11 protein-coding genes and 1 riboswitch are annotated in these 13,507 nt (G+C 69.0%); of the genes, 6 read left to right on the top strand and 5 right to left on the bottom strand.

From position 1 onward, the window contains the following. Nucleotides 1–105 precede the first annotated feature (105 nt). From ACIRJP_RS15515 to ACIRJP_RS15500, 4 genes are all read right to left on the bottom strand, one after another. Complete coding sequence (locus tag ACIRJP_RS15515) at nucleotides 106–1,659, bottom strand: glycoside hydrolase family 3 protein (protein ID WP_404173263.1); 1,554 nt, start codon at nucleotides 1,657–1,659, stop codon at nucleotides 106–108. A gap of 7 nt (nucleotides 1,660–1,666) precedes the next feature. Then, nucleotides 1,667–2,497 carry a carbohydrate ABC transporter permease gene (locus ACIRJP_RS15510; protein WP_404173260.1) on the bottom strand — a complete coding sequence of 277 codons (831 nt, stop codon included), beginning with the start codon at nucleotides 2,495–2,497 and terminating at the stop codon, nucleotides 1,667–1,669. Continuing rightward, nucleotides 2,494–3,486 (bottom strand): carbohydrate ABC transporter permease, encoded by a 993-nt coding sequence (locus ACIRJP_RS15505; RefSeq protein WP_404173257.1) that lies wholly within the window; start codon nucleotides 3,484–3,486, stop codon nucleotides 2,494–2,496. Before ACIRJP_RS15505 ends, ACIRJP_RS15510 begins: the two co-directional genes overlap by 4 nt. A 99-nt stretch (nucleotides 3,487–3,585) precedes the next feature. Then, nucleotides 3,586–4,869: an extracellular solute-binding protein gene (locus ACIRJP_RS15500; protein ID WP_404173254.1), complete on the bottom strand. Its 1,284-nt coding sequence runs from the start codon at nucleotides 4,867–4,869 to the stop codon at nucleotides 3,586–3,588. 280 nt (nucleotides 4,870–5,149) lie between these two features. On the opposite strand from ACIRJP_RS15500, the gene ACIRJP_RS15495 reads away from it, so the two are divergent. From ACIRJP_RS15495 to ACIRJP_RS15475, 5 genes are all read left to right on the top strand, one after another. Further along, nucleotides 5,150–5,914 carry a GntR family transcriptional regulator gene (locus tag ACIRJP_RS15495; protein ID WP_266729794.1) on the top strand — a complete coding sequence of 255 codons (765 nt, stop codon included), beginning with the start codon at nucleotides 5,150–5,152 and terminating at the stop codon, nucleotides 5,912–5,914. A gap of 225 nt (nucleotides 5,915–6,139) precedes the next feature. Continuing rightward, on the top strand, nucleotides 6,140–6,394 hold the full coding sequence (locus ACIRJP_RS15490) for a DUF3311 domain-containing protein (RefSeq protein WP_358948943.1): 255 nt from the start codon (nucleotides 6,140–6,142) through the stop codon (nucleotides 6,392–6,394). Next, nucleotides 6,391–8,025 (top strand): monocarboxylate uptake permease MctP, encoded by a 1,635-nt coding sequence (gene mctP / locus ACIRJP_RS15485; protein ID WP_404173249.1) that lies wholly within the window; start codon nucleotides 6,391–6,393, stop codon nucleotides 8,023–8,025. The genes ACIRJP_RS15490 and mctP overlap by 4 nt, the downstream gene beginning before the upstream one ends. 156 nt (nucleotides 8,026–8,181) lie before the next feature. After that, nucleotides 8,182–8,323, top strand: a riboswitch (cobalamin riboswitch). 141 nt (nucleotides 8,324–8,464) lie between these two features. Beyond that, a complete protein-coding gene (locus ACIRJP_RS15480; RefSeq protein WP_404173247.1) occupies nucleotides 8,465–10,870 on the top strand; it encodes a ribonucleoside-diphosphate reductase subunit alpha in 2,406 nt (801 codons plus the stop codon). Then, nucleotides 10,870–11,889, top strand: a complete 1,020-nt coding sequence (locus ACIRJP_RS15475) for a ribonucleotide-diphosphate reductase subunit beta (RefSeq protein WP_266729798.1) — start codon at nucleotides 10,870–10,872, stop codon at nucleotides 11,887–11,889. Before ACIRJP_RS15480 ends, ACIRJP_RS15475 begins: the two co-directional genes overlap by 1 nt. 14 nt (nucleotides 11,890–11,903) lie before the next feature. On the opposite strand, the gene ACIRJP_RS15470 is transcribed toward ACIRJP_RS15475, so the two are convergent. Beyond that, on the bottom strand, nucleotides 11,904–12,116 hold the full coding sequence (locus ACIRJP_RS15470; RefSeq protein WP_404173244.1) for a hypothetical protein: 213 nt from the start codon (nucleotides 12,114–12,116) through the stop codon (nucleotides 11,904–11,906). An 81-nt stretch (nucleotides 12,117–12,197) separates the two neighbouring features. Between ACIRJP_RS15470 and ACIRJP_RS15465 the strand changes: the two genes are divergently transcribed. Further along, nucleotides 12,198–13,172 (top strand): GlxA family transcriptional regulator, encoded by a 975-nt coding sequence (locus ACIRJP_RS15465; RefSeq protein WP_383714929.1) that lies wholly within the window; start codon nucleotides 12,198–12,200, stop codon nucleotides 13,170–13,172. Nucleotides 13,173–13,507 lie beyond the last annotated feature (335 nt).

The following is a 13,507-nucleotide window of genomic DNA, read 5'->3' as shown; positions in this document are numbered from 1 at the left end:
ACCCACGCCGGGTACCCCGGCCCTCTCGCAGCCGCATGCCCGCCAGGGATTACGGAACAGCCCTTTCAGGATCGGGCCAGGCGTGATGCGGCCCCCGGCCCCGCATCACGCCCCGCGCTCAGGCCGTCGGCCGTCCGTGCCGCTGACGACGATCTCCGCAGCCGCGAGGCCGCAGACCCGGGCCGCGCCATGGGTGGCGATGTGCAGGGCGCCCCTGGGAGCCGCCTGCGGTACGCCCATCTCGACGACGGCCGTGTCGGGGCGCTCGGCCACCAGGGCGTCGAGCGCCTCGCCCATCCAGGCGTGGCGGTGGACGTCGCGGACCACCACGACGATGCGCCGCTCCCCCGCCGCCCGCAGCACCGCGGCGGCGGGCGCCTCGGTCTCGCTGCTGTACGTGTCGGTCTCCGTGCCCGGCAGCAGCCGGCCCAGCTCCGCGGCGACGCCCCACGGAGTCTCGTCGCCGACGGCGATGTTCGAGGCGGAGGTGAAGGCGGCGACGTACGCGGGCTCGGTGAGCGGGGCGGCGGATCCGGTCACCAGCACCGCCCGGCGGGCGGCGACCAGGCCGATGTCGGAGCCGATTCCGGTGGCGGGCGCGGTCCCCTCCTGCGCTGCCCCGCCCGGCCCCGAACCCGTCCCCTTGGCCCCCTGCGTCCAGGACGCGAGGGCGCGTACCCGTGCGGCCGCGTCCGCGAGCCGCTCCTCGGGCAGTTCACCGCTGCGCACCGCCCGGACCAGCGCGTCGCGCAGCCTCAGCACCGTGCCGTCGTCCTCCAGGCCGCCGCCGACGCACAGCGCGTCGGCCCCGGCGGCGATCGCCAGGACGGAGCCCCGCTCGATGCCGTAGGTCGCGGCGATGGCCTGCATCTCCACGGCGTCGGTGACGATCAGGCCGTCGTAGCCCAGCTCCTGGCGCAGCAGGCCGGTGAGGATCTGCGGGCTCACCGTGGCGGGGCGGTCCGGGTCGAGCGCGGGCAGCAGGATGTGCGCGCTCATCACGCACTTGGTGCCCGCCGCGATGGCGGCCCGGAAGGGCACCAGCTCACGGGCGTGCAGGGTCTCCAGGTCCACGTCGATGCGCGGCATCGCGTGGTGCGAGTCGATCGCGGTGTCGCCGTGCCCCGGGAAGTGCTTGGTGCAGGCGGCGACCCCGGCGGCCTGGAGGCCCTCGATGTACGCGGCGGTGTGCCGGGCCACGAGTCCGGTGTCGGCACCGAAGGAACGTACGCCGATGATCGGGTTGCCCGGGTTGGAGTTGACGTCCGCGGAGGGCGCCCAGTTGAGGTTGACGCCGCATTCGGCGAGCCGGCGGCCGAGTTCCTGGGCGACCGCGCGGGTCAGGGCGAGGTCGTCGACGTGGCCGAGGCCGAGGTTGCCGGGGAACGAGGAGCCGGTGCGCACCTCGAGGCGGGTGACGTCACCGCCCTCCTCGTCGATGGCGACGAGCAGGTCGTCGCGGACGGCCCTGAGCTGGGCGGTGAGCGCGGTCACCTGCTCGGGCGTCCGGATGTTGCGGCCGAACAGGGCGACGGAGGCGAGCCCTTCGTCGACCCGGCGCAGCACCCAGTCCGGGGCGGTGGTGCCGGTGAAGCCGGGCTGCAGGACGGCGAGCGCGTCGCGGGTGACGGTGTCCGTGGTGGATATCAGGGTGGTCATGGCGGCGTTATCCCTTCACGGCACCGTCGGTGAGGCCGCTGACGGCCTTGCGCTGCAGGAAGACGAACAGGATGAGGATCGGGATGGCGAAGATCGAGGCCGCCGCCATGGTGGCGCCCCAGTCGTCGCCGAACTGGCTCTGGAACTGGGAGAGCCAGAGCGGCAGCGTCTTGGCCTCGGGGTCCTTGTTGAGGATGAGGACCAGCGGGAATTCGTTCCACGCGGTGATGAAGCCGAAGAGCGAGGTGGCCATCAGGCCGGGGGCGAGCAGCGGCAGGATCACCTTGACGAACGCCTGCGGGCGGGTGCAGCCGTCGACCATGGCGGACTCCTCCAGCTCCCTGGGCACGGCGGCAACGTAACCGCGCAGCGTCAGGATCGTGAAGGGGAGGACCATCACCATGTAGAAGAGGGTCAGCGGGACCAGGCTGTTGAGCATGTCCGCGTCGCGGACCAGCATGTAGATCGCGATGATCATGACTTCCCACGGTGCCATCTGCGCAATCATGAAGACCAGGATCATGCCTTTGCGGCCCTTGAACCGCATCCGGGCCAGCGCGAACGACGCGAAGAGCGCGATGATCAGCGAGAAGACCACGGCGAGCAGGGTGACGGTGAGCGAGTTCCCGACCAGGGTCAGGAAGTCCGGCGCGTGGTACGCCGTCTTGAAGTGCTCGAACGTGACGTCGGTCGGGAACCAGACGGGCGTCTCGGTGATGATGTCGCCGGTCGGTTTGAACGCCGTGCTGAACATCCAGTAGACGGGGAAGACCAGACCGGCGAAGAGGATGACCGCCGTCGCGTTGGGCCAGATGCGGCCGAACAGTGAGCGCTTCACAGCTCGTCCTCCTCTTGCTTGAGAACGATGCGGAGGTAGTAGGAGGTGAGCCCCAGCATGATCAGGATGGTCAGCAACGAGATCGCCGCGCCCATGCCGTAGTGCTGGTTGCCGACGCCCTCGACGAAGGCGTAGATCGGCAGGGTCTCGGTGAGGCGGTTGGGGCCGCCCTCGCTGATGGTGAAGATCTGCGGGAACGCCTTGAAGACCCAGATGACTTCGAGGAAGGTCGTGGCGTAGAGGAAGGGCCGCAGGAACGGGAACGTCACCGAGGTGAAGCTCTTCCAGACGCCGGCGCCGTCGAGCGAGGCGGCCTCGTACAGTTCCTTGGCGATGGTCGTGGTCGCCGCGTACAGGTTGATCGCCACGAACGGGATGGACTGCCAGACGATCATCAGGGTGACCACGAAGTAGGTGGAGAACTGCGATCCGGTCCAGTTGTAGTCGGCCATCGAGTGCCAGCCGAGCTGGTCCAGCACGTAGTTGACCACGCCGAAGCGCGAGGCGAACAGCCACTGGAACACGGTGGACGCGGCCACGATCGGCATCGCCCAGGCGAGCACCAGGCCGGCCATCAGGGTGAGCCGCATCTTCTTGCCGAGCCGGGCGAGCAGCAGTCCGACCAGGGTGCCGAGGACCATGATCAGGACGACATTGACGCCGGTGAAGACGATCGTGCGGAGCGTGACTTTCCAGAAGTCCTCTCCGGTGAGGATCTCCTGGTAGTTCTTGAAGCCGTTCCACTCGGTGACATGCTGGATCAGCTGTCCCATATTGAGGTTCTGGAACGACAGCATGGCGTTCTTCACCAGGGGGTACCCGAGGAAGACCGCCGTCACCGCGAGTGCGGGAATCATCAGCAGGTACGGCGCTGCGCCGATGCCCGGCTTCCGCTTGCTGCCCCCGTGCTGCCCGACGGGTGGTTCCCCGTCCTGCCCGCGGACTGCGGCCGTCCTGGCCACATCCGAGGGTTCGGTCTGCACTGCCATGCTCGCCATCTCTTCCAACAAAGCCCTACACGGAACGGTGCGTACAGCCGGGGCGGCGGGTCGGGACCCGCCGCCCCGGCGCGGGACGCGCTACTGCGACTACTGCTGCTGGCCGAGGCGCTTGTTGAGCTCGCCCTCGACCTGCTTGGCGGCCTCGGCGGGCGACTTGCCCTGCAGGACCAGCGTCATGTAGGTCTTGATCGGGTTCGGCGGGTTCTCGACCGGCGCCCACTCCGGGATCAGCGGCGTGGTGCCACCGGACTTGGCGGCGGCCGGACCGGCGGCCTCGGCGGCGGGCTGGCCGACGGTGTACTTCTGCATGGCGTCGTTCTTCGGGGACCAGCCGGCCTCCTTGATCAGCTCACCGTCGTTCTGCTCGGAGAGCGCGATCTTCAGGAACTCCTTGGCCAGGTCCTGGTTCTTGCTGCCCGCGGCCACGGCGAGGTTCGAGCCGCCGAGGAAGACGCCCTCGGGCTTGTCGGCCGTCTCACCGGGGATGGTGAAGAAGCCGATGTCGTCCTTGATCTTCGGGTTGGCCTTGATGGCCGTGCCGGCCTCGTAGCCCATCGCGATTATGGCGCCGGTCTTACCCTTGGCGAAGACCTCGGCCTGCTGCGGGGTGGCCTCGTCCTTGTCCTTGGGGGCCTTGGAGAAGGCCTGGTACTGCTTGTAGACGTCCATGGCCTCGGCGACCTTCGGGTCGGCCAGGTTGGAGACGTACTTGTCGCCTTCCTTCTTGACCGGCGAGACGTCCTTGCCGACGAGCAGGCCGTCGAAGAAGTACCAGTTCTGGCCGGGCAGGTAGATCGGCTCGGCGTCGCCCTTCTTCTCGATGGCCTCGAAGGCCTTGAAGAGGTCGGCGCGGGTCTTCGGCGTCTCGGTGATGCCGGCGTCCTTGAAGACCTTCTTGTTGTACATGACGACGCGGTTGCCCACGTACCACGGCAGGGCGTACTGCTTGCCGTCGAAGACGGAGGGCTGGTTGACGCCGTCGGCCCAGGCGGAGCCGATCTCCTTCTTCAGGTCACCGAGCTCGGCGAGACCGCCGGTCTTGGCGTACGCCGGGGTCTGGGTGTTGCCGATCTCCAGGACGTCCGGCGGGTTGGACTCGGAGAGGGCGGTGGTGACCTTCTGCTGGATGCCGTTCCAGTCCTGGACCTCGATCTTCAGCTTGGCCTTCGTCTTCTTCTCGAACTCCTCGGTGACCTTCTTGGTCCACCCGTCCGGGTTCGAGCCGGACATCGTCCACACCTTCAGGGTCTGGCCCTTGTACGCGTCCGGACCGGCCTTCTTGCCGCTGTCGCCGCCGTCGTCGGACCCGCACGCCGCAAGGCCGATCATCATGCCCGCGACGCCGATCGCCGCGATGAGCTTGCGCTTCACGCCAAACCCTCCTCAGGGATACTGCAACCCCGCCCACCGCGAAGACATTCGACGAGTACTGCTGGGGCTGGACCTGGTCTTTAATGGTTTAGACCAGCACGGGGAGCTTGGCCTAGACCTTTAAGGGTGTCAAGGGGTGTATAAGAAGTGCACTCGCGTCCGTTATAGGACCGACACCTAAGGGAGGGCGACCAGCCGTGACCGGACCGTGCCACCATGTGAGCCGCGACAGACGGAGGAGCCGGTGACGGCAGCAACGCAAGCGCCGGGAGGGCGGACCATGGGTGCCGACGGGGGCAGTACGGAGAACGAGACGGGCGCGGCCACACGGACGGCGCGCGTCCCGAAGTACTACCGGCTGAAGCGACATCTGCTCGACATGACGGACACCATGCCGCCGGGCACCCCCGTGCCGCCGGAGCGGACCCTGGCCGCCGAGTTCGACACCTCACGCACCACCGTGCGCCAGGCGCTGCAGGAACTGGTCGTCGAGGGCCGGCTGGAGCGTATCCAGGGCAAGGGCACCTTCGTGGCCAAGCCGAAGGTCTCGCAGGCCCTGCAACTCACCTCGTACACCGAGGACATGCGCGCCCAGGGCCTGGAGCCGACCTCCCAGCTGCTGGACATCGGCTACGTGACGGCCGACGACACCCTGGCGGGGCTGCTCGACATCAGCGCGGGCGGCCGGGTGCTGCGGATCGAGCGGCTGCGGCTCGCCAGCGGCGAGCCCATGGCGATCGAGACCACCCACCTTTCGGCCAAACGCTTCCCGGCGCTGCGCCGTTCGCTGGTGAAGTACACCTCCCTCTACACCGCGCTGGCGGAGGTGTACGACGTACGGCTGGCCGAGGCCGAGGAGACCATCGAGACCTCGCTGGCCACCCCGCGCGAGGCCGGGCTGCTCGGTACGGACGTGGGCCTGCCGATGCTGATGCTCTCCCGGCACTCACTCGACGGACAGGGCGAACCGGTGGAGTGGGTGCGCTCGGTCTACCGCGGCGACCGGTACAAGTTCGTGGCGCGCCTGAAGCGGCCCACGGACTGACTCCGCACCATCGACCGGCCCCCGTGGAACGCATCACTCCGCGGGGGCCTCTCGCGCACTTTGGCCCGGACCAACTGTCGAACGTTTGGCCGTATTTCGAGCATGAATACCCACTCGGCCGACCGTTGCCGGACCGCAATGCGGACGGGGGGTGACGGTGACCGGAAGCCTCCCCTAGATTTCCTGCGCATTACAAGGTGCTCAGCGAGGGGACGGAGTCGCCACATGCCAGCAGGACCAGAAGGAAAACCACCCACCGTCACACCGGTGCGGGTGGTCATCGCCCTCTGTCTCGTCGCGCCGTTCGTGGCGATGCTCTGGGTGAGTTCGTACGCGAAGGTGGACCCCACCTTCATCGGCATTCCGTTCTTCTACTGGTACCAGATGCTCTGGGTGCTGATCTCCACCGCGCTCACGATGATCGCGTACAAGCTGTGGCAGCGTGACCAGCGCGCCCGCAAGGGGGGTGCGTCGGCATGAAGGACGGCGTGAACGGCGTCGCGCTCGGCGTCTTCATCTTCTTCTTCGTGGCCGTCACGGTCATGGGCTTCCTGGCGGCGCGGTGGCGCAAGGCCGAGAACGAGGCCAGCCTCGACGAATGGGGCCTGGGCGGGCGCTCCTTCGGCACCTGGGTCACCTGGTTCCTGCTCGGCGGCGACCTGTACACGGCGTACACCTTCGTCGCCGTGCCCGCGCTGATCTACACCGCGGGCGCGGCGGGCTTCTTCGCCGTGCCGTACACGATCCTCGTGTACCCGCTGATCTTCACCTTCCTGCCGCGGCTGTGGTCGGTCTCGCACAAGCACGGGTACGTCACCACCTCGGACTTCGTCCGCGGGCGGTTCGGTTCGAAGGGCCTGTCGCTGGCGGTCGCCGTCACCGGCATCCTCGCCACGATGCCGTACATCGCGCTCCAACTGGTCGGCATCCAGGCGGTGCTGGACGTGATGGGCGTCGGCGGCGGCGAGAACACCCACTGGTTCATCAAGGACCTGCCGCTGCTGATCGCGTTCGCGGTGCTCGCCGCGTACACCTACTCGTCCGGGCTGAGGGCACCCGCGCTGATCGCCTTCGTCAAGGACGGGCTGATCTACCTGGTCATCGCGGTGGCGATCATCTACATCCCGATCAAGCTCGGCGGCTTCGACGACATCTTCGCCAAGGCGGGCGAGGCGTTCTCGCAGAAGAACGCAGCGGCCGGCAAACCGGTGGCCGGACTCGCGCCGGGCGAGGCGGGCCACTGGGGTTACGCCACCCTGGCACTGGGCTCGGCGCTGGCGCTGTTCATGTATCCGCACTCGATCACGGCGACGCTCTCCAGCCGCAGCCGCAACGTGATCCGGCGCAACACCACGATCCTGCCGTTGTACTCGCTGATGCTGGGCCTGCTGGCGCTGCTCGGCTTCATGGCCATCGCCGCCGGGATCAAGGTGGACAACGGGCAGCTGGCCATCCCGCAGCTGTTCGAGAACATGTTCCCGGACTGGTTCGCGGGCGTCGCGTTCGCCGCCATCGGCATCGGCGCGCTGGTACCCGCCGCGATCATGTCGATCGCCGCGGCCAACCTGTTCACCCGCAACATCTACAAGGACTTCCTGAAGCCGGGCGCGACCCCGGAGCAGGAGACCAAGGTTTCCAAGCTGGTTTCGCTGCTGGTCAAGGTCGGCGCACTCGCCTTCGTCCTCACCATGGACAAGACGGTCGCGATCAACTTCCAGCTGCTCGGCGGCATCTGGATCCTCCAGACGATGCCGGCCCTGGTCGGCGGCCTGTTCACCCGCTGGTTCCACCGCTGGGCGCTGCTCGCCGGCTGGGCGGTCGGCATGGTGTACGGGACGGTGGCCGCGTACGGGGTCGCCTCGCCGACGCAGAAGCACTTCGGCGGCTCGTCCAAGGAGATCCCCGGAATCGGCGAGATCGGCTACATCGGCCTCACCGCGTTCGTGCTGAACGTGGTGGTGACGGTGGTGCTCACCTTCGTCCTGAACGCCGTGAAGGCACCCGCCGGAACCGACGAGACGTCCCCGGCCGACTACACCGCCGACGCGGGCGACCCGGGCGTCGAGGTGGAACTCCCGCCGGCCACGGCGGGCGCTCCGAGCGGCCACTGACAACCGCGGCCCATGGCCTGCCAACGGCCCGTCGAGCCCCTTTCCCGAAGGGGTGCGACTGGCCCGTCCGCCGTCTGCCCGAAAGGGCCGCAGAACGCGTCCTGTGGTCCCGGTATTTGCCGACCGACACAACATGTGGGGGCTGCCTCTTCGGGCAGCCCCCACATGTATGCTCGTCCTCGCTGTCGCCGCAGGGGAATCCGGTGTGAATCCGGAACTGTCCCGCAACGGTGTATTCAGTGCGCTTTTGTGCACCCCCGAGTCAGTCCGATGACCTGCCGGCAGCGCATCCGGCTCGACCGAACCGGATGCCCAGACGTCCGGGCCTCGCGGTTGGGCCGGTGGACGCCGTGCGAAGTGCTGCCCTGCTCCGGGTCTGCGCGCCCGCAGGGCTGCCCCGATCCCCGCCGGCCCCGAGCCGAGCGAGGGAGAGCACCACGTGACCATCGCGCCAGCCGATCCGGCAGTCGCCGCGTCCGCAGCAGCCGAGTCCGAGGCCGCCGCACAGGACGGACCGGGAACCGCACTGCTGCGGACCCTGACCGAACTGACCGCCGATCTGCCCGACACCGACCCCGGCCGGGTCGCCGCCGCCGCGCTGCGCGGCCGCAGCGCCCGCGCCGACGAGGCCGAGCTTCGGTCGCTGGCCACCGAGGCCGCCGCGGGGCTGATCTCCGAGGACCCCGCCTACTCCCGGCTCGCCGCCCGGCTGCTGACCCTCGCCATCGCGGACGAGGCGGCCGGCCAGGGCGCGGTCTCCTTCTCCGCCTCGGTCGCGGTCGGCCACCGCGAGGGCCTGATCGCGGACCGGACCGCCGAGTTCGTCGCCCGGCACGCGGCCGCCCTCGACGCGCTGGTGGAGCGTTCGCTGGCCGACGGCGCGGACGACCGCTTCGGCTACTTCGGGCTGCGGACCCTGCACAGCCGCTATCTGCTGCGCCACCCGCACACCCGCCAGGTCGTCGAGACGCCCCAGCACTTCATGCTGCGGGTCGCGGCCGGACTGGCCGAGGACGATTCGCAGCGCGCCGTGGACGAAGTGGCGGCGCTGTACGGGCTGATGAGCCGGCTCGACTACCTGCCCTCCTCCCCCACGCTCTTCAACTCCGGTACCCGGCACCCGCAGATGTCCTCCTGCTACCTGCTGGACTCCCCGCTGGACGAGCTCGACTCGATCTACGACCGCTACCACCAGGTGGCCCGGCTCTCGAAGCACGCGGGCGGCATCGGTCTGTCGTACTCCCGCATCCGTTCCCGCGGTTCGCTGATCCGGGGCACCAACGGGCACTCCAACGGCATCGTGCCGTTCCTGAAGACGCTCGACGCCTCCGTCGCCGCGGTCAACCAGGGGGGCCGCCGCAAGGGCGCCGCCGCCGTCTACCTGGAGACCTGGCACGCGGACATCGAGGAGTTCCTGGAGCTGCGCGACAACACCGGTGAGGACCAGCGGCGTACGCACAACCTCAACCTGGCGCACTGGATCCCGGACGAGTTCATGCGCCGGGTCGACGCGGACGGCGACTGGTCGCTGTTCTCGCCCGCCGACGTGCCCGGTCTCGTCGACCTGTGGGGCGACGGGTTCGACGCCGCTTACCGGGCCGCCGAGGCCCAGGGCCTGGCCCGCAAGACGATCCCCGCCCGTGAGCTGTACGGCCGGATGATGCGCACCCTCGCCCAGACCGGCCAGGGCTGGATGACGTTCAAGGACGCCTCCAACCGGACCGCGAACCAGACCGCCGAGCCGGGCACCGTCGTCCACTCGTCGAACCTGTGCACCGAGATCCTCGAAGTCACCGACGACGGCGAGACGGCGGTCTGCAACCTGGGCTCGGTCAACCTCGGCGCGTTCGTCGCCGACGGCGGCATCGACTGGGAGCGGCTGGATGCCACCGTCCGCACCGCCGTGACCTTCCTGGACCGGGTCGTCGACATCAACTTCTACCCGACCGAGCAGGCCGGCCGCTCCAACGCCAAGTGGCGCCCGGTGGGTCTGGGCGCCATGGGTCTCCAGGATGTCTTCTTCAAGCTGCGGCTGCCCTTCGACTCCCCCGAGGCCCGCGCGCTCTCCACGAAGATCTCCGAGCGGATCATGCTCGCCGCGTACGAGTCGTCCTGCGAGCTCGCGGAGCGCTCGGGCCCGCTGCCGGCCTGGTCGCAGACGCGGGCGGCGCGCGGTGTGCTGCACCCCGACCACTACGACACCGAGCTGAACTGGCCCGAGCGGTGGGAGGCGCTGCGCGCCCGGGTCGCGAAGAGCGGGATGCGCAACTCGCTGCTGCTCGCCATCGCACCGACAGCGACGATCGCCTCGATCGCGGGCGTCTACGAGTGCATCGAGCCGCAGGTCTCCAACCTCTTCAAGCGCGAGACGCTCAGCGGCGAGTTCCTCCAGGTCAACGCGTACCTGGTGGACGAGCTGAAGAAGCTCGGGGTGTGGGACGCGCGCACCCGTGAGGCGCTGCGCGAGGCCAGTGGCTCGGTGCAGGGCTTCGCCTGGATCCCCGAGGAGGTGCGGGCGCTGTACCGCACCGCGTGGGAGATCCCGCAGCGCGGCCTGATCGACATGGCGGCGGCCCGTACGCCGTTCCTGGACCAGAGCCAGTCGCTGAACCTGTTCCTGGAGACGCCGACGATCGGCAAGCTCTCCTCGATGTACGCGTACGCCTGGAAGCAGGGGCTGAAGACGACGTACTACCTGCGTTCGCGCCCGGCGACCCGGATCGCCCGTGCCGCCTCCGGCCAGGCGGCCGCCGCTCCCATTCCCGTACAGCAGGCCTCGGCGCCCGACGCGGACGCGATCGCCTGCTCCCTCGAAAACCCCGAGTCCTGCGAGGCCTGCCAGTAATGAGCTCCACCAACTCCGAGAAGAACCTGCTGGACCCCGGCTTCGAGCTGACCCTGCGGCCGATGCGCTACCCGGACTTCTACGAGCGCTACCGGGACGCGATCAAGAACACCTGGACGGTGGAGGAGGTCGACCTTCACTCCGACGTCGCCGACCTCGCCAAGCTGTCCCCCGGCGAGCAGCACATGATCGGCCGACTGGTCGCGTTCTTCGCGACGGGCGACTCGATCGTCTCCAACAACCTCGTGCTGACGCTGTACAAGCACATCAACTCCCCCGAGGCGCGGCTGTATCTGTCGCGGCAGCTCTTCGAGGAGGCCGTGCACGTCCAGTTCTATCTGACGCTGCTGGACACCTATCTGCCCGACCCGGACGACCGCGCGGCGGCGTTCGACGCGGTCGAGGAGATCCCGTCGATCCGCGAGAAGGCGCAGTTCTGCTTCAAGTGGATGGATTCGGTCGAGAAGATCGAGCGCCTGGAGACGAAGGCCGACCGCCGCCGTTTCCTGCTGAACCTGATCTGCTTCGCGGCGTGCATCGAGGGGCTGTTCTTCTACGGCGCGTTCGCGTACGTCTACTGGTTCCGCTCGCGGGGCCTGCTGCACGGTCTCGCCACGGGCACCAACTGGGTGTTCCGTGACGAGACGATGCACATGAACTTCGCGTTCGAGGTCGTGGACACCGTCCGCAAGGAGGAGCCGGACCTCTTCGACGACGAGCTCCAGCAGCAGGTCACCGACATGCTGAAGGAGGCGGTGGCCGCGGAGCTCCAGTTCGGCCGCGATCTGTGTGGTGACGGGCTGCCGGGCATGAACACCGAGTCAATGCGGCAGTACCTGGAGTGCGTCGCCGACCAGCGGCTCACCCGGCTGGGCTTCCCGGCGGTGTACGGCTCCGAGAACCCGTTCTCGTTCATGGAGCTCCAGGGCGTGCAGGAGCTGACGAACTTCTTCGAGCGCCGGCCGTCCGCGTACCAGGTGGCGGTGGAGGGCTCGGTCGCCTTCGACGACGACTTCTAGATCCTCTTCGGGCCCTAGACCCTGGCCCAGCTTCTGAGGTGGGGGCGCCGCGCGGCCATGACGGGTCGCGCGGCGCCCGCCGTTTGCGGGGGTCCGTCGCTCCGGGCCCGTTCCGCGGCGCGCAGTTCGCGGTCGATGCGGCGCTCGCGGGCGAGCCCGGCGAGGGCGGGCAGCAGGACGAGAGCGATAAGTGCGGCTATGCCCAGGACGTTCTGGAATGTGTTCATGGCTCTACTCTCGTCCGCGCGGGCACATTGCGGCAGTGGCAGGACTGTCATGGAACCTCGAATTACTGCCACACTGGCGTCATGCTGAAAAATGTCGCGGTTCTGCTGCTCGACGAGGTCCACCCCTTCGAACTCGGCGTGCTGTGCGAGGTCTTCGGGCTCGACCGCAGCGATCAGGGCCTGCCGGTCCACGACTTCGCCGTGGTCTCCGCCGAGGGCCCGGTGCTGCGGACCCACGCCGGCTTCACCATCAGTACTCCGCACGGCCTCGACCGTCTGGACGAGGCCGACCTCATCGCCGTGCCGGCCGGGAGCAACTTCCGGGACCGGGAGTACCCCGAGGAGGTCCTCGACGCGCTGCGCCGGGCCGTGGACCGGGGGGCCAGGGTGATGAGCGTCTGCTCCGGCGCGTACGTGCTCGGCGCGGCCGGACTGCTGGACGGACGCCGCTGCACCACCCACTGGCGCCACGCGGCGGCGCTGGCCCGCCGCTTCCCCCGGGCCGTCGTCCAGCCCGATGTGCTGTACGTGGACGAGGGCCAGGTCATCACCTCGGCGGGCACGGCGGCCGGAATCGACGCCTGTCTGCATCTGGTCCGGCAGGCGTACGGTCCCGACGCCGCCAACGCGCTCGCCCGCCGCATGGTGGTGCCGCCGCACCGGGACGGCGGCCAGGCGCAGTACATCGAGCGGCCGCTGCCCCGCACCTCCTGCGACACCGTCGGCGAGACGCTGGTCTGGATGGAGCGCCACCTCGACCAGGAGATGACCGTCGAGCAGCTCGCCGCCCAGGCCCACATGTCGCCGCGCACCTTCGCCCGCCGCTTCCAGCAGGAGACGGGCACCACTCCGTACCGCTGGCTGCTGCGCCAGCGGGTGCTGCTGGCACAGCACCTACTGGAGACGTCCGACGAAACGGTGGACACGATCGCCGGGCGCACCGGTTTCGGGACCGCCGCCGCGCTGCGCCACCAGTTCGTACGCTCGTTGGACACCACACCCAATGCGTACCGCCGCACCTTCCGTGGCCCGACCTCGATGGCCGGCGCGGCCTGACCTACACGTCATCCGTCACAGGTCTGACGTCGGGTCGATCGTCCAATTCTTCGCCACACCTGTCCATGGACCGCGACCCGGCCGAGCCAAGAGGGTCATCGGCATGGACATGCGGATGACAAGACGAAGGACCATCGGGGCCGTGGTGGCCGCGCTCGCCGCCGCGCTGCTGCCCTGGCAGAGCGCCTCGGCCGGGGACGCCGCCTCGGCCGCGCCCCCGCCCGAAGTGCTGCCCTCGCTGCGGCAATGGCAGCCCAGGGAGGGCGAGTTCACGCTGGCCGACCGGGCCCGCATCGTGCTGGACGGGGTGCGCGACAGCCGTACGACCGCCGACG

Origin of the sequence: Streptomyces sp. NPDC102437 (assembly GCF_044765565.1) — a bacterium.
Taxonomy (GTDB): domain Bacteria; phylum Actinomycetota; class Actinomycetes; order Streptomycetales; family Streptomycetaceae; genus Streptomyces.
Note: the sequence above shows the minus strand (reverse complement) of the source record. Positions and strands in the feature narration are given on the sequence as shown.